The sequence below is a fragment of the Bradyrhizobium sp. BRP19 genome (genome assembly GCF_020194195.1).
In the GTDB taxonomy this organism is placed as follows: domain Bacteria; phylum Pseudomonadota; class Alphaproteobacteria; order Rhizobiales; family Xanthobacteraceae; genus Bradyrhizobium; species Bradyrhizobium yuanmingense.
The window spans coordinates 76,777-92,011 of sequence record NZ_JADYVZ010000003.1; the positions used below are offsets into that span (position 1 = coordinate 76,777).

The window sequence follows — 15,235 nt, forward strand, 5'->3', positions numbered from 1 at the left end:
GAAACCAGATCGAAGCGCGTTAAGCGCTCGCCAAGCTCAAACAAAAAAGGCCGCGGGGTCTTCGGGCCTGCGCGGACAGGGTAGGAATGAAACCGACCGACATCGCGGCCCCCGACTACTTTCACAAAGTGGTCGATTGCCAATGGGCCTGTCCTGCGCACACCCCGGTTCCCGAATACATCCGATTGATCGCCCAAGGCCGCTACAGCGATGCCTACATGATCAATTGGAAATCGAACGTATTTCCCGGCATTCTGGGACGCACCTGCGATCGTCCCTGCGAGCCGGCGTGCCGGCGCGGACGCGTCGAGGAAAACCCTGTCGCGATCTGCCGCCTCAAGCGCGTCGCCGCGGATTTCAAGGACGACATCAGGCAGCGGCTGCCGAAGCCCGGGCCGAAGAACGGCAAGCGCGTCGCGCTGGTCGGCGGCGGTCCCGCTTCGCTGACGGTGGCGCGCGATCTCGCGCCGCTCGGCTATCACTGCACCGTGTTCGATGCCGACCCGGAAGCCGGCGGCATGATGCGCACGCAGATCCCGAAATTCCGCCTGCCCAATTCGGTGATCGACGAGGAGACCGGCTACATCCTGGGTCTCGGCGTCGAGTTCAAAGGCGGCCACCGCATCGACAGCATGAAGGCGCTGCTTGCCGAGAAATACGACGCCATCTTCGTCGGCTCCGGCGCGCCGCGCGGCCGCGAGCTCGAGCTTCCCGGCCGGAAAGAGGCCGCCGCCAACATCCATATCGGCATCGAATGGCTGGCCAATGTGTCGTTCGGCCATGTCGACAAGATAGGCAAGCGCGTCATCGTGCTCGGCGGCGGCAACACCGCGATGGATTGCTGCCGCACCGCGCGCCGGCTCGGCGGCGAGAAAGTCACGGTGGTCGTGCGTTCCGGCTTCGACGAGATGAAGGCCTCGCCCTGGGAGAAGGAAGACGCGATCCACGAGGATATCCCGATCCTCAACTACATGGTCCCGGTGGCCTTCAAGCATGTCGCCGGCAAGCTGATCGGCGTCACCTTCCAGCACGTCAAAGCCGAATACGACGCCAAAGGCCGCCGCAATCTGGTGCCTTCGGGCGATCCCGATCAGACCATTCCCTGCGACGACGTGCTGGTCGCGGTCGGTCAGGAGAACGCCTTCCCCTGGATCGAGCAGGATTGCGGCATCGAGTTCGACAAATGGCACATGCCGAAGGTCGATCCGAAGACCTTCGCCTCGACCAATCCGAAAGTGTTCTTCGGCGGCGATGCCGCGTTCGGCCCGAAGAACATCATCTGGGCGGTCGCGCACGGCCATGACGCCGCGCTGTCGATCCACAAGATGCTCTCGGGCGAAGCGGTCGACGAACGGCCGCTGCCGGAGGTGCAAATCTCCTCGCAGAAGATGGGCATCCACGAATGGAGCTATGACAACGACATCTCGCCCGACAAGCGCTATAAGGTACCGCATCGCGACAAGGTCGTTGCGCTGAAGGACATCCGCGCCGAGGTCGAGCTCGGCTATGATGTCAAGCTGGCGCTCGGCGAAGCGCATCGCTGCCTGAACTGCGACGTGCAGACCGTGTTCTCGACCTCGCTCTGCATCGAGTGCGACGCCTGCGCCGACATCTGCCCGATGGATTGCATCACCTTCACCGCCAACGGCGAGGAAAGCGATCTGCGCCAGCGCCTGAAGGCGCCCTCCGCGCATCCGGACCAGGACCTCTACGTCTCCTCGGACCTGAAGACCGGGCGGGTGATGGTGAAGGACGAGGATGTCTGCCTGCATTGCGGGCTGTGCGCCGAGCGCTGTCCCACCGGCGCCTGGGACATGCAGAAATATTTCATCGAGATGACCCACGCAGGTTCGACATGTCCGACAAAAAGCCGATCAGCAGCGTAAACGACTTCGTCGTCCGCTTCGCCAACGTCAACGGCTCGGGCTCGGCCAGCGCCAACGAGATGTTCGCGCGCGCGATCCTGCGCCACGGCGTGCCTGTCAGCCCACGCAACATCTTCCCCTCCAACATCCAGGGCCTGCCGACCTGGTACGAGGTGCGCGTGACGGAAGCCGGCCATCTCGGCGCACGCGGCGGCGTCGACATGATGGTGGCGATGAATCCGCAGACCTGGGACAAGGACGTCGCCGGCATCGAGCCCGGCGGCTACCTGTTCTACGATTCCACCAAGCCGATGCCGTCGACCAAATTCCGCGACGACATCACAGTGATCGGCGTGCCGCTGACTGCGATCACCAACTCGACCTATACCGATCCGCGTCAGCGACAGCTGTTCAAGAACATCATCTATTTGGGCGCGCTCAGCGCGTTGCTCGACATGGACCCCAAGCTGATCGAGCAGCTGATCGGCGAGCAGTACAAAGGCAAGGAGAAGCTGCTCTCCTCCAACGTCCATGCGCTGCATCTCGGCCGCGACTGGGCGCTGCAGAACCTGAAATGTCCGATTGGGCTGCGCGTGAAGAAGTCCGACAAGGTCGGCGACCGCATCTTCATCGAGGGCAACAGCGCCGCCGCGCTCGGCGCGGTCTATGGTGGCGCCACCGTGTGTGCCTGGTATCCGATCACGCCGTCCTCGTCGGTGGCCGAGGCTTTCACCGCCCATTGCAAGAAGTACCGGCACGATCCTGAAACGGGCAGGGCGAAATACGCGATCGTGCAGGGCGAGGACGAGCTCGCGTCGATCGGCATCGTGATCGGCGCGTCCTGGAACGGCGCCCGCGCCTTCACGGCGACCTCCGGCCCCGGCATCTCGCTGATGACGGAGTTCATCGGCCTCTCGTACTTCGCAGAGATCCCGGCCGTGATCATGAACATCCAGCGCGCCGGCCCCTCCACGGGCATGCCGACCCGCACCCAGCAATGCGACATCATCGCCTGCGCCTATGCCTCGCACGGCGACACCAAGCATGTGCTGCTGTTCCCCGAGGACCCGGCCGAGGCCTTCGAGTTCGCGGCGGCCGCCTTCGATCTCGCCGAGCGGCTGCAGACCACGATCTTCCTGATGCTCGATCTCGACATCGGCATGAATCACCGGCTCTGCCGTCCACTGAAGTGGGACGATGCCAGGCAATATGACCGCGGCAAGGTGATGACGGCGGCGATGCTGGAGGAAGGCCGCGACTTCGGCCGCTATCTCGACGTCGACGGCGACGGCATTCCCTACCGCACCTATCCCGGCACGCATCCGACCAAGGGCTCCTACTTCACCCGCGGCACGTCGCGGGACCGCTATGCGCGCTACTCCGAGGAAGGCACGGTCTACGCCGACAACATGCAGCGCCTGATGCGCAAGTTCGAGACCGCGCAGGACCTCGTGCCGCGTCCGCTGCAGGCCAATGCGGAACGGCCGACCAAATATGGCGTGATCTATTTCGGCTCAACCTCGCCGGCGATGGACGAGGCGATCGGCCTGCTGGAAGCGCGCGGGCATCAGCTCGACCGCCTGCGCATCCGCGCCTTCCCGTTCCATTCCAGCGTGGCCAGCTTCCTCGCCGAGCACGATTTCGTATACGTCGTCGAGCAGAACCGCGACAGCCAGCTGCGCCAGCTCATCGTCAACGAGAACGGCATCGATCCCGTCCGGCTGGTGCCGATCGTGCATTACGACGGCACGCCGATCACCGCCCGCTTCATCGCCAAAGCCATTGGCGACCACCAGGATCACCTCAAGGTGACCCCGCTCCGCAAGGCCGTGTCATGACCTACATCGCAAAGCCCAAATTCCATCATCCAGGCCTGAAGAAGAACGCGCTCGGCTACACGCATCGGGACTACGAGGGCAAGATCTCGACGCTGTGCGCGGGCTGCGGCCACGATTCGATCACGGCCTCGATCATCGAAGCCTGCTACGAGCTCTCGATCGAGCCGCATCGGGTGGCGAAGATCTCCGGCATCGGCTGCTCGTCGAAGACGCCGGACTATTTCCTCGGCAATTCGCACGGCTTCAATTCCGTGCACGGCCGCATGCCATCCGTGCTGACAGGCGCCAACCTCGCCAACCGCGAGCTGATCTATCTCGGCGTCTCCGGCGATGGCGATTCCGCCTCGATCGGTTTCGGGCAGTTCGCGCATTCGATCCGGCGCGGCGTCAACATGACCTATATCGTCGAGAACAACGGCGTTTACGGCCTGACCAAGGGCCAGTTCTCGGCGACCGCCGATCGCGGCTCGAAGAGCAAGAAGGGCGTCACCAACACCGACAACGCCATCGACCTCGTCGCCATCGCGCTGCAGTTAGGGGCCACCTTCGTGGCGCGCTCGTTCTCCGGCGACAAGAGCCAGCTGGTGCCGCTGATCGCCGCCGCGATCGGCCACAAGGGCGCGTCCTTCATCGACGTGATCAGCCCCTGCATCGCCTTCAACAACCATGCCGGCTCGACCAAGAGCTTCGACTATGTCCGCGAGCACAATGACGCCGTGAACCGGCTCGACGTGCTGGTCGGCCGCGACCCGATTGCGGTGGACTACGCGCCCGGCACGGTGCAGGTGGTCGAGCAGCACGACGGCAGCAAGATCGCGCTGCGCAAGATCGATGCGGATTACGATCCGCACGACCGCCTGGGCGCCCAGACCTTCCTAGCAAGGCACGCCGCCAAGGGCCAGATCGTCACCGGTCTTCTGTACGTCGACCCTGAGGCCGAAGACCTGCACGAGCATCTCAACACGGTCGAGACGCCGCTCAACGCGCTGGAGGCGGACACGCTCTGCCCGGGCTCGGCGGTGCTGGACAAGATCAACGCCAGCCTGCGGTGATCATCTTCGCGCTGATGCCGCCGGCCTAACGCGTATCGTGATCTTCTCCGACACGACGGGTGGTTCGAACGGATAGTGCTTGGCGTCGCCAAGCACCAGTTGCAGCGTGTGCGTGCCCGGCGGAAGCTCGAGAAACGTTTCGGTTTGTCCGGCTCCGAAATGCAGATGGGACTTGTCCTGCGGAATCGGCTCCTTGGCATCAATGGGGTCTTTCACATCGATCAACAGATGATGGTGGCCGGCATTGTGGTAGTCGTCACCGGCATGCGTCACGCCCATGTTGCGCAGGCCGAACCGGACCCAAAACCCACCACGGATCTTCTGGCCGTCATACGGCGAGATGAAATAAAGCTTGGCGTCCTTTGGCGCAGTTTTGCCTTGCGGATAGGCCGCGCCGGGGAGCAATGCGATGGCGGCCGCGAGCGCGATACAGGAAACGATCTTCATCAAATTGACTCCAGTACCTACGGACTGAGCGCGATCCGGAATCCATGCGTGGGGTAACGGACGCCGGTGTCGTATCCACCGCGGTTTGACGGCCGCACATATCTCGAATCGTTCTTCCAGGAGCCTGAGCGCAGGACATGAGAGCCGCAGTCAGGGCTAGTCCACGCCGAGCCGTCGCTGGGCGCGCCCTGATACGTCCGGTGCCAGCAGTCTGCGACCCACTGATCGATGCCGCCGCCCATGTCGTAAAGCCCGAATGGATTGGGCTTGAAACTGCCGACCTTGGCCGGCTGCTCGGCCGCAAGTTCACCGCAATCCTTGCAGCCCGCCATGCCCGGCTGGAGCTTGTCGCCCCACCAATATTTGGTCTGTGTCCCGCCGCGTGCCGCATATTCCCATTCGGCTTCGCTCGGAAGCCGGTAGGGCTTCTTTGTCGCCTGCGCGAGCCAGGCGACATATTGCTGCGCATCGGTCCAGCTCACATTGCTGACCGGGGCATCGTCCTTGCCAGTGGCCGTGAATCCGCACGCCTTGGCGGCAGCGCATTCGTTCCACTCCTGCACCGTTACCGGATATTTTCCGATCGAGAACGGCTTGATCGTGACCTGATGGACGGGTCGTTCGGTCGGATCGTCATTGCTTCCCATCGCGAAGCTGCCGCCACGAATGGCGATCATTTCGGGTTCCCGGACCGGCGTCACCGATGGACTGGATGCCGGAGACGGTGAAGGCGATGCTGCGGGCGGTGGCACCGTTGTGGGCAACGGAGAAGCCGCGGGTGCGGCTTGTGGCGCCGGTGCTGCCGGGCTCGGTAACGACGGAACGGACTGCGGCGCCGGCGAAGCCAACGGCGCCGCGATCGGGGGAGCGGCAGCCTGTTGCCCCACCTGGCTGCGGTGCTGCACCAGCACGTACCAAAGCACGTAGCCGGCAATCACCAGCAATGCCGTGATCAGAAGAAAGAGCAGGACGTTCTCACGCCGGCTTCTTGTCTTGCCGACCGCATCAGCGTCCGGCAGCACACGATACACGCGCACCGGATCGGTGATGTTCTTGACCTTGCGGTCGCCGAGCGACTCATAGCCGCATACGATCTTGTGTTTGATCTGCTCGTAGATCGCGCCGGATATGAAGACCTGCCCCGGCTCCGCGATGCCCTCGATACGCGTGGCGATGTTGACGCCGTCACCATATATGTCGTCCGGCTCCACGATGACGTCACCGAGATTGACTCCGATCCGATATTCGAGCCGGGAATGCTTGGGAATGGAGGCGTTGCGGCCGACGAGATTCTGCTGGATGACGATGCTGCATCGAACGGCTTCCACGGGACTGTCGAATATGGCGATGAAGCCGTCGCCGGTCGTCTTCACCAGACTTCCATGGTGCTCGATGATGCTGGGCTGGATGATGTCGCGCTCGATCCGCTTGACGCGGGCATGCGTGCCTTCCTCGTCGGCCTGCATCATGCGGCTGTACGAGGCGATGTCACCGACGATGATCGCGGCAAGGCGACGAGGCATTCCGCTGTGCGGCGGCGGCTCGTCGTGATTTCCGGGTCTGAAGTTGCGAATTTCGCCCATGCGGGGGACTCCACAAACTTGCAAGGCAGCCCCAGCCTACGAGCGCCAAAGGCGGTCGTCTGTGAAGGCTACCACATTGACGAACCGAGACAATGTCGCGGCACGCACCGACGTTCGGGTTCCCGGCAATCAAGTCGTCACACCCCTTGAACCTTCTTGATCGGAGCGGTGACTAAGTCCCGCCGTGGCCGCTGCCCGACAACGAGCGACGTGCGACGGTTGAACGCGCTCCACTTCGCCTGCGACCAATGGCAGACCGGCCCGCGGATGGCGGGCGGATGCCCATCAGGCGCTCGGTGCGACCATGAAGCTTGCCCTTGTCCTTCCGCTTGTTCTTCCCCTTGCCTTGGCTGCATTGACCGGCGCTGCCCGGGCCGATGACGGCGATGATATTCGCGAGGCCAGCAAGGCCGAGGCCGAGACCTTCAATACGCGGATGTATGCGAAGCCTCCCGGCGACAAGGCCTATGCCTGCTTCGTCCGCCGCTACGATGCCGACCATCTGGCGCGGCATCCGAAGCAGAAGGTCGCCGCGATGAAGCTGCTGATCTCCGCGGAATTCGACAAGGAGGACAAGGAGCTTCACCATTCCTTCCGCCTCGGCTTCAGGTACCGTCATCGCAGCGGCGATTTCGACTCCAGCGGCTCGTGCAACCACGCCGTATTCACCAGGAGCGGCGACGAGGTCCGCCTCGGCTGCGGCGTCGACTGCGATGGCGGCGGCATCGGCGTTGCGCTCTCCAAGGACGACAAGTCCGCGATCGTCCGGCTCGAACGTGTCAGGGTCTGGCAGAACAACAAGCCGGACGATGACGCCGAGCATTCGCTGACCGCCGGCGCCGACGACAAGATTTTCCGGCTCGACCGGGCCGACAATCGCGAGTGCGCCTCGCTGGTGACCGATCGCAAGGAACTCGCGGCGCTGCGCCACAAGTGATATGCCTGCGGCAATGTCAGGCAATCCAGGGAGAATGCCATGAACCGCCGCAGCATCTTGTGGAGCGCCGTCTCGGCTTTGGGCGCAGCACTCGGCGCCTCCGGCGCCAGAGCCGCGACGGAAGTGAGCGCGAGTAGCAAGCTGAAAGTCGCCTACCATCTCAGCGACGCCGACAAGGTCCATTTCGTGCTCGGAAACATCCAGAACCACATCGACGGGGTCGGCGGCCCAGAGCATGTGACGATCGCGCTGGTGATCCACGGCCCGGCGCTGAAGGCGTTTCACTCGGCGCAGGCCAACCCCGACGTCAGCAAGCGCGTCGGTGACTTCTCCCAGGGCGGCATCGAGCTCGCCGCCTGCGGCAACACGATGAAAGCGCAGAACGTGACGCTGAGCGAGCTGCTGCCGGGTTTCATCAACGCCGAGAAGGGCGGCGTGGTCCGGCTGGCCGAGCTGCAGTCGCAGGGGTATTTGTATTTACGGCCGTAGGCCGGGCACGGCGATGGCTGGCGCAGCCCTTTCCGCGTCATTGCGAGGAGCCCTTGCGACGGAGCAATCCAGACTGTCTCCGAGGAGGGATTCTGGATTGCTTCGCTGCGCTCGCAATGACGGCGGAGGACGTTGCGCGAGCGACAGCCATTTCCCTCCAAGTCCACTTGACTCACCCATAACTCTACAGTTATGAGTCTACCCATAACCTCCCGGTTATGGATTTTTCATGCCTCCCACCCCCGACCTTCTGTTCAGGACGCTCGCCGATCCCACCCGGCGAGCGATCTTCGAGCGGCTGTGCCGTGAGGGGGAGCAGACGGTCGGGGCGCTGACGGCACGATCCGGCGTGTCGCAGCCGGCGGTGTCGAAACATCTTGGCGCCCTGAAGCAGGCGGGCCTGGTTCGCGACCGGCACGAAGGACGGCAGACCCATTACAGCGCGCAGCCCGGTGCGCTCAATCCGCTGATCGACTGGACCGGCCAGATGGCCGGGTTCTGGCAGAAAAGGTTAGATGCCCTCGACGATCTCCTGAAGAGGATGGACCAATGAACGCCCCCGCCGAGACGCGCTCCGTCGTGATCGAGCGCGAATTTGCCTATCCCGCCGAGCGGCTCTGGCGCGCGCTGACGCAGCCGCATCTGATCGAGGAATGGCTGATGAAGAACGACTTCAAGCCGGTCGTCGGCCATAGCTTCAATCTGCGCGGCGAATGGGGCGGCGTGCTGGACTGCGAGGTGCTCACCATCGAGCCGCAGAGGACGCTGGCCTACACCTGGAATTTCTCGCACGAGGACGCCGCGTTCGATCTCAAGAGCATCGTCACCTTCACACTGACGCCGACGAGCGCCGGCACCCATCTGCGCGTCGAGCAGGCGGGCTTCCGCCCGACGCAGAAACAGGCGTTCGGCGGCGCGCATGCCGGCTGGAAGCAGTTTTTGGCGAAGCTGGACGATTTGCTGGCGCGGGCGAGCTAGCTCCACCACCCATTCCGATCATTCTCAAAGGAGGTCCCAATGAGCACGCCTATGTGGATTCGGCAGATTCATCGCTGGCTGTCGATGGCTTTCACGCTTGCCGTCATCGCCAACATCGTGGCGATGACGATGCAAGTCGAGGCCGTGTGGATCGGCTTCCTGGCGCTGGTGCCGCTGATTCCGCTGCTCGCGACCGGGCTCTATCTGTTCGCGCTGCCTTATCGCGGCCGCAGCAACGCGTGAACGAGGCCATGATGAAGAAGCCCGTGGCGGCGAAGACGAGCAGCGCGAAGCAAGCAGGTACCGCCTCGCCATCCAAGCTGATCGACGGCAGGATCAAGGAGCTCGGCGACTGGCGCGGCGAGATGCTGGGGCGGGTTCGCGCGCTGATCAAGGAGGCCGACCCTGATGTCGTCGAAGAGTGGAAATGGCGCGGCGTTCCCGTCTGGGAGCACGACGGCATCATCTGCACCGGCGAGACCTACAAGGAGGTGGTGAAGCTGACCTTCGCCAAGGGCGCCGCGCTGGCGGATCCCGCAGGTCTCTTCAATTCCAGCCTCGACGGCAATGTGCGCCGCGCGATCGATATTCGCGAGGGCGAAACGATCAACGAGAATGCGTTGAAGGCGCTGATCCGCGCGGCGGTCGAGCTGAATGCGAGCAAGAAGAAGCCGGGGAAGCGATCAGCCTCGTAGACGCGATGGGCCGCCACAAGTGCCTTCCTTCTCCCCTTGCGGGAGAAGGTGGCGCGAAGCGCCGGATGAGGGGTCTCCATCGGCACGGGAGAGTGCGGAGAGATACCCCTCACCCCAGTGAGCTTATGTCTGCCGGCGTCGCTGCCCTCTCCCGCAAGGGGCGAGGGCACATCAATGCGCATCTCGCGTGGTGCCCCATGTAGGCAGTCCCCGTCACGCCACCGCCGCCGCGATCGGGCGGGGGCTGACGACGTATTCGCGCAGCACCTTGTCGTTGGCATCGACCTCGATCAGTGCGACGTCGTAGGTCCAGAGATCGGCCAGGTGCTGGAGCACGCGCTTGGCGTCGGTCTCGTTGAGCTGCGAGCCCTTGATGACGTGGTGATGCAGGATCAGGCGGCGGTCGCCGGAGAGATCGACGTCGACCACCTCGATATTGGCGTCGATGAAGCCGACATCGTGCTGCCGCGCCAGCTCGCGGCGGACGCGGCGGAAGCCGCGCTCGTCGTGGATGGCGTCGACCCGGATGCCGGCGCGCTCTTCGGGATCGTCGTGCAGGTGGAACATGCGGAAGTGCCGCATCAACTTCGGGCTCAGGAACTGCCCGATGAAGCTTTCATCGCGGTAATTGGCCCAGACGTCGCGCAGCACGCCCATGACGTCGCCCTTGCCGGCGATGTCGGGGAACCACTCGCGGTCCTCGTCTTCCGGATTGCTGACGATGCGCTCGATGTCCTGCATCACGGCAAAACCGAGTGCGTAAGGATTGAAGCCCGAGAAGCGCGGGTCGTCGAATTCGGGCTGGAACACCACATTGGTGTGCGACCCCAGAAATTCGAGGAAGTTGCCGTCGCTGATGCGACCCTGCTCGTGCAGCTTGGTCATGATGCGATAATGGACGTAGGTCGCCGTTCCCTCGTTCATGACCTTGGTCTGGCTCTGCGGATAGAAATATTGCGCGATGTGGCGGACGATGCGGAGCAGCTCGCGCTGCCAGGGCGCCAGCCGCGGCGCGCTCTTCTCCAGGAAATAGAGCAAATTCTCCTGCGGCAGGCCGAGCAGCTTGCGGCGGCGCTCGATGCTGAGCGTGGAGCGGCTCTTGGCGGCGCCCTTCGGCACGGTGCGCCAGAGATCGTTGAAGACCTCCTCCTCGTGCTGGCGGCGACGCCCTGCCCGCTTCTCCTCGGCGCGCAGATCGAGCTTCTTCTTGCCGGGATAACGGTCGATGCCGTGCGACATCAGCGCGTGCGCGGCGTCGAGCGTGCGCTCGACCTCGATGCGGCCGTAGCGATCCTCGCACTGCATGACGTAGTTCTTGGCGAAGTCGAGATAGTCCAGGATGCCGTCGGCATCGGTCCATTGCTTGAACAGATAATTGTTCTTGAAGAAATGGTTGTGGCCGAAGGCGGCGTGCGCGATCACCAGCGTCTGCATCGTCGCCGTGTTCTCCTCCATCAGATAGGATATGCAGGGCGAGGAGTTGATGACGATCTCGTAGGCCAGCCCCATCAGGCCCTTGCGGTAGGACGCCTCATGGAACGCGAAGTGCTTGCCGAACGACCAGTGCTTGTAGAACAGGGGCATGCCGACCGACGAATAGGCGTCCAGCATCTGCTCGGCGGTGATGACCTCGATCTGGTTCGGATAGACGTCGAGGCCGAGATCCTTCAGCGCCACCTCCTCGCAGGCATCGGTGATGCGCTGCAAGGTGTGGAAATCCCAATCGGCGCCTTCGAACAAACGTTCCTTCATGGAGCGGCCTTCTCCTGGGCAGTGTCGCGGCGCTGGAACAGATCGTGGAATACCGGGAAGATCTCGCTGCGCTCCGAGACCTTGCGCATCGAGAGCGGGGCGCCGCTGTTGCGCAGGCGTTCGTAGAGGCTCCAGAGCGAGGAGTCGGAGAGATCGAAGGCGCTGCCGCCGGCCTCGCCGACCTCGAGATAGGCGAAGAACTGGCAGACCGGCAGGATCTTCTCGGTCAAGAGGAGCCCCGTGAGCTCGCCGTCGGAATAGGAATTGTCGCCGTCGGAAGCCTGCGCGGCGTAGATGTTCCAATCCGACGGGTTGAAGCGCTCGCGCACGATCTCGTGCATCGCCTGCAGCGCACTGGAGACCAGCGTGCCGCCCGAGGCCGGACCGTAGAAGAAGGTCTGCTCATCGACCTCCTCGGCGCGGTCGGTGTGGCGGATGAAGACGATCTCGACGTGCTTGTAGCGCCGCTTCAGGAACACGTAGAGCAGCATGTAGAAGCGTTTCGCCAGGTCCTTCATGTGCTCGGACATCGAGCCGGAGACGTCCATCAGGCAGAACATCACGGCCTGCGCGACGGGCTTGGGCACCGTCTCGAAGCGCCGGTAGCGGATGTCGAGCGGATCGATGAAGGGGATGCGCTTCGACTTCGCCTTCAACGTTTCGAGCCGGGCCACGAGAGCCGCACGCTCGTCCTCGTCGGTGCAGGCTTCGATCGCGGCTTCCAGCTCTTCGATCTCGTCCTTGCGCGGACGCTTGAGCGCGATGCGGCGGGCGAGCGCGAGCTTCACCGTCCGGCTCACCGAGATGTTGGCGGGCGAGCCGGTCATGGTGTAGCCGGCGCGCTGGATGCCTTCGCTCTCGGTCTGCGCGATCTTGCGCTTGGCGAGATCCGGAAGCTCGAGATCGTCGAGGAACAGATCGACGAACTCGTCGCGGCTCAGCACGAAGCGGAAGGCATCCTCGCTGTCGCCTTCGCCGGGACCGGAATCCTTGGCGCTGCCCTGGCCGGAGCGCTGGAGATAGTCGCCTTCAATGAACTTCTTGTTGCCGGGCAGGACCATGTCGCGCGTCCCGCCTTCACGGCGGAAACGCGGCTCGTGCATGCCGTCGAGTGGAATCGTGACCTCACCACCCTCCAGGACGTCCTTGATGTCGCGTTCCTGCGAGGTCTTCTTGACGGCGCCCTGCACCAGGGATTTGGCCCGACGCAAGAACCGCTGGCGGTTCTCAAGACTCTTGCCGCCTGGATTCAGGCGCCTGTCAATAATGTGAATGGGCACTTTACCATTCGCCTCCCATCCGCCTCAACCGGCCTGCTTCACGCGCATGTACCATTCGACGAGCCGGCGAACCTGACGTTCGGTATAGCCGCGCTCCACCATGCGTGCGACGAACTCGCCGTGCTTCTTCTCCGTCTCGCCGTCCTTCTTCGACCCGAAGGAGATGACCGGAAGCAGGTCCTCGACTTGGGAGAATATCCGCTTTTCGATCACATCGCGAATCTTCTCGTAGGAGGTCCAGGTCGGGTTTTTGCCGCCGTTCTGGGCCCGGGAGCGTAACGAGAATTTGACGACCTCGTTGCGGAAGTCCTTGGGATTGGCGATGCCCGCCGGCTTCTCGATTTTCGTCAGCTCCTGGTTCAAAAGCTCGCGATCGAGCAGCTGGCCGGTATCGGGATCCTTGAAGTCCTGGTCCTCGATCCAGGCGTCGGCATAGTCGACGTAGCGATCGAACAGGTTCTGCCCATAATCCGAGTAGGATTCGAGATAAGCCTTCTGGATCTCGTTGCCGATGAACTCGGCGTAGCGCGGTGCGAGCTCGGCCTTGATGAACTCGAGATAGCGTTTCTCGGTCTCCTCAGGCAGCTGCTCGCGGCGGATCGCCTGCTCCAGCGCGTACATCAGATGCACGGCGTCGGCGGCCACCTCCTGCGGATCGTGGTTGAACGTCGCAGCCAGGATCTTGAAGGCGAAGCGGGTCGAGGCGCCATCCATGCCTTCGTCGACGCCGGCGGCGTCGCGATATTCCTGGACGCTGCGCGCCTTCGGATCGGATTCCTTCAGGCTCTCGCCGTCGTAGACCCGCATCTTGGCGAACAGGGTGGAGTTCTCGTGCTTGCGCAGGCGCGACATCACCGAGAACCGCGCCAACGTCTCCAGCGTCGACGGCGCGCAAGGAGCCGAGGCGAGCTCGGAGCCCTGGATCAGCTTCTCGTAGATCTTCTGCTCCTCGGTGACCCTGAGGCAGTAGGGCACCTTGATGACGCAGATGCGGTCGATGAAGGCTTCGTTGTTCTTGTTGGCCTTGAAGCTCGCCCACTCGGCTTCGTTCGAGTGCGCCAGGATGATGCCGGTGAACGGGATCGCGCCGATGTTCTCGGTGCCGATATAGTTGCCTTCCTGGGTTGCGGTCAGCAACGGGTGCAGCATCTTGATCGGCGCCTTGAACATCTCGACGAACTCGAGCACGCCCTGGTTGGCGCGGTTGAGGCCGCCGGAATAGCTGTAGGCGTCGGGATCGTTCTGGGCGTAGGTCTCGAGCTTGCGGATGTCGACCTTGCCGACCAGCGAGGAGATGTCCTGGTTGTTCTCGTCACCGGGCTCGGTCTTGGCGATCGCGATCTGGCGCAGCCGCGACGGCTGGATCTTGGCGACCCGGAATTGCGAGATGTCGCCGCCGAAGGCTTCCAGCCGCTTGTAGCACCACGGGCTCATCAGGCCGGTGAGGCGACGGCGCGGAATGCCGTACTTCTCCTCCAGCATCGGACCGAGCTGATCGGGATCGAACAGGCTGAGCGGGCTCTCGAACACGGGCGAGAGCTCGTCGCCGGCCTTGAGCACGTAGATCGGCTGCACTTCCATCAGCGACTTGAGCCGCTCGGCGAGCGAGGACTTGCCGCCGCCGACCGGGCCGAGCAAATAGAGGATCTGCTTGCGCTCTTCGAGACCTTGCGCCGCATGGCGGAAGAAACCGACGATGCGCTCGATGGTTTCTTCCATGCCGTAGAAGCCGGCGAAGGCTGGATAGGTGCGGATGGTGCGGTTCAAAAAAATACGGCCAAGGCGAGGGTCCTTGGCCGTGTCAATCGTCTGAGGCTCACCGATCGCCGCTAGCAGTCGTTCAGCCGCGTTCGCGTATTTCATGGGATCGCTTCGACACGATTCCAGATATTCCGCCATCGACATGTCGTGCTGGCTTCTCGCCTCGAACGACCGAGCGAAAGCGTTGAATAGAGAATCGTTGTACATGATCCCTCTCCGCGTGAGTTCCGCTACAAGCTGAAACGAAAGCAGTTACCGGACCGTTCCTCAGGCCGTTTCGAATCAGCGTGAGCACATGACAATCATTGGACACCCTGGTGCCGACTCGACGCAACGCACAACGTAGGCACTCCATGAGTTACGAACAGGCACCTGCCTGTAATTTGTGCGAATCTCTGTCTATTCTGGCTCATTTCCAGAAAATGTCACTCGGTCGCCACATCCGGGCGTTCCCGGGGATGGCCACATCCGGCGGTGCAGCATAGCGATCGGGGAGCGGCGATCTTATGACGCTTGTACGGCGAAGCCTTGCGGTCCCCGTTCATCTTCCTGCTGCAA

General features: G+C 63.1%; 14 protein-coding genes. 9 read left to right on the forward strand and 5 right to left on the reverse strand.

Features of this window, described 5'->3' with window-relative positions; genetic code table 11:
- Positions 1–86 precede the first annotated feature (86 nt).
- Genes I6F36_RS10635 through I6F36_RS10645 form a run of 3 tightly spaced genes read left to right on the forward strand, consistent with a single transcriptional unit; the run spans position 87 to position 4,755 of the window.
- On the forward strand, positions 87–1,886 hold the full coding sequence (locus tag I6F36_RS10635) for an FAD-dependent oxidoreductase (protein WP_036007315.1): 1,800 nt from the start codon (positions 87–89) through the stop codon (positions 1,884–1,886).
- Positions 1,856–3,703 carry a 2-oxoacid:acceptor oxidoreductase subunit alpha gene (locus tag I6F36_RS10640; protein ID WP_192893297.1) on the forward strand — a complete coding sequence of 616 codons (1,848 nt, stop codon included), beginning with the start codon at positions 1,856–1,858 and terminating at the stop codon, positions 3,701–3,703. Before I6F36_RS10635 ends, I6F36_RS10640 begins: the two co-directional genes overlap by 31 nt.
- Positions 3,700–4,755 (forward strand): 2-oxoacid:ferredoxin oxidoreductase subunit beta, encoded by a 1,056-nt coding sequence (locus tag I6F36_RS10645; RefSeq protein WP_225112120.1) that lies wholly within the window; start codon positions 3,700–3,702, stop codon positions 4,753–4,755. Before I6F36_RS10640 ends, I6F36_RS10645 begins: the two co-directional genes overlap by 4 nt.
- Here the strand turns inward: I6F36_RS10645 and I6F36_RS10650 are convergent, their stop codons facing one another.
- Both I6F36_RS10650 and I6F36_RS10655 read right to left on the reverse strand, forming a co-directional pair.
- Positions 4,756–5,202, reverse strand: coding sequence for a DUF4399 domain-containing protein (locus tag I6F36_RS10650; protein ID WP_036007306.1), 447 nt, complete (start codon positions 5,200–5,202; stop codon positions 4,756–4,758). It abuts the gene before it with no gap.
- 17 nt (positions 5,203–5,219) lie between these two features.
- A complete protein-coding gene (locus tag I6F36_RS10655; protein ID WP_225171403.1) occupies positions 5,220–6,785 on the reverse strand; it encodes an SUMF1/EgtB/PvdO family nonheme iron enzyme in 1,566 nt (521 codons plus the stop codon).
- A gap of 304 nt (positions 6,786–7,089) precedes the next feature.
- Here I6F36_RS10655 and I6F36_RS10660 point away from each other — a divergent pair, with 304 nt between their 5' ends.
- From I6F36_RS10660 to I6F36_RS10685, 6 genes are all read left to right on the forward strand, one after another.
- Positions 7,090–7,722 carry a hypothetical protein gene (locus I6F36_RS10660; RefSeq protein ID WP_225134505.1) on the forward strand — a complete coding sequence of 211 codons (633 nt, stop codon included), beginning with the start codon at positions 7,090–7,092 and terminating at the stop codon, positions 7,720–7,722.
- A gap of 39 nt (positions 7,723–7,761) precedes the next feature.
- The gene (locus tag I6F36_RS10665) at positions 7,762–8,211 is read left to right on the forward strand and encodes a DsrE family protein (protein WP_225171404.1); all 450 of its coding nucleotides are present in this window, start codon (positions 7,762–7,764) and stop codon (positions 8,209–8,211) included.
- Positions 8,212–8,440: 229 nt separating this feature from the next.
- A complete protein-coding gene (locus I6F36_RS10670; RefSeq protein ID WP_157281764.1) occupies positions 8,441–8,764 on the forward strand; it encodes a helix-turn-helix transcriptional regulator in 324 nt (107 codons plus the stop codon).
- On the forward strand, positions 8,761–9,189 hold the full coding sequence (locus I6F36_RS10675) for an SRPBCC domain-containing protein (RefSeq protein WP_225171405.1): 429 nt from the start codon (positions 8,761–8,763) through the stop codon (positions 9,187–9,189). The genes I6F36_RS10670 and I6F36_RS10675 overlap by 4 nt, the downstream gene beginning before the upstream one ends.
- A gap of 39 nt (positions 9,190–9,228) precedes the next feature.
- Positions 9,229–9,432, forward strand: a complete 204-nt coding sequence (locus I6F36_RS10680; protein WP_036007290.1) for a hypothetical protein — start codon at positions 9,229–9,231, stop codon at positions 9,430–9,432.
- 11 nt (positions 9,433–9,443) lie between these two features.
- A complete protein-coding gene (locus tag I6F36_RS10685; protein WP_109145916.1) occupies positions 9,444–9,884 on the forward strand; it encodes a DUF1801 domain-containing protein in 441 nt (146 codons plus the stop codon).
- Positions 9,885–10,097: 213 nt separating this feature from the next.
- Here I6F36_RS10685 and I6F36_RS10690 read toward each other — a convergent pair whose 3' ends face one another.
- From I6F36_RS10690 to I6F36_RS10700, 3 genes are read right to left on the reverse strand one after another with little or no spacing between them, the layout of a single operon-like run.
- Positions 10,098–11,636: a SpoVR family protein gene (locus tag I6F36_RS10690; protein WP_036007288.1), complete on the reverse strand. Its 1,539-nt coding sequence runs from the start codon at positions 11,634–11,636 to the stop codon at positions 10,098–10,100.
- Positions 11,633–12,910: a YeaH/YhbH family protein gene (locus I6F36_RS10695; RefSeq protein ID WP_193374965.1), complete on the reverse strand. Its 1,278-nt coding sequence runs from the start codon at positions 12,908–12,910 to the stop codon at positions 11,633–11,635. The genes I6F36_RS10690 and I6F36_RS10695 overlap by 4 nt, the downstream gene beginning before the upstream one ends.
- Before the next feature lie 30 nt (positions 12,911–12,940).
- Positions 12,941–14,884 (reverse strand): PrkA family serine protein kinase, encoded by a 1,944-nt coding sequence (locus I6F36_RS10700; RefSeq protein WP_036007284.1) that lies wholly within the window; start codon positions 14,882–14,884, stop codon positions 12,941–12,943.
- Positions 14,885–15,235: the final 351 nt, after the last annotated feature.

Bases quoted from the DNA above. Each gene is read 5' to 3' on its own strand.
- I6F36_RS10645 (WP_225112120.1), top strand. From the start codon at position 3,700: ATGACCTACATCGCAAAGCCCAAATTCCATCATCCAGGCCTGAAGAAG.
- I6F36_RS10635 (WP_036007315.1), top strand. From the start codon at position 87: ATGAAACCGACCGACATCGCGGCCCCCGACTACTTTCACAAAGTGGTC.
- I6F36_RS10700 (WP_036007284.1), bottom strand. From the start codon at position 14,884: ATGTACAACGATTCTCTATTCAACGCTTTCGCTCGGTCGTTCGAGGCG.
- I6F36_RS10650 (WP_036007306.1), bottom strand. From the start codon at position 5,202: ATGAAGATCGTTTCCTGTATCGCGCTCGCGGCCGCCATCGCATTGCTC.
- I6F36_RS10690 (WP_036007288.1), bottom strand. From the start codon at position 11,636: ATGAAGGAACGTTTGTTCGAAGGCGCCGATTGGGATTTCCACACCTTG.
- I6F36_RS10670 (WP_157281764.1), top strand. From the start codon at position 8,441: ATGCCTCCCACCCCCGACCTTCTGTTCAGGACGCTCGCCGATCCCACC.
- I6F36_RS10680 (WP_036007290.1), top strand. From the start codon at position 9,229: ATGAGCACGCCTATGTGGATTCGGCAGATTCATCGCTGGCTGTCGATG.
- I6F36_RS10685 (WP_109145916.1), top strand. From the start codon at position 9,444: ATGAAGAAGCCCGTGGCGGCGAAGACGAGCAGCGCGAAGCAAGCAGGT.
- I6F36_RS10675 (WP_225171405.1), top strand. From the start codon at position 8,761: ATGAACGCCCCCGCCGAGACGCGCTCCGTCGTGATCGAGCGCGAATTT.
- I6F36_RS10655 (WP_225171403.1), bottom strand. From the start codon at position 6,785: ATGGGCGAAATTCGCAACTTCAGACCCGGAAATCACGACGAGCCGCCG.
- I6F36_RS10660 (WP_225134505.1), top strand. From the start codon at position 7,090: ATGAAGCTTGCCCTTGTCCTTCCGCTTGTTCTTCCCCTTGCCTTGGCT.
- I6F36_RS10665 (WP_225171404.1), top strand. From the start codon at position 7,762: ATGAACCGCCGCAGCATCTTGTGGAGCGCCGTCTCGGCTTTGGGCGCA.
- I6F36_RS10640 (WP_192893297.1), top strand. From the start codon at position 1,856: ATGTCCGACAAAAAGCCGATCAGCAGCGTAAACGACTTCGTCGTCCGC.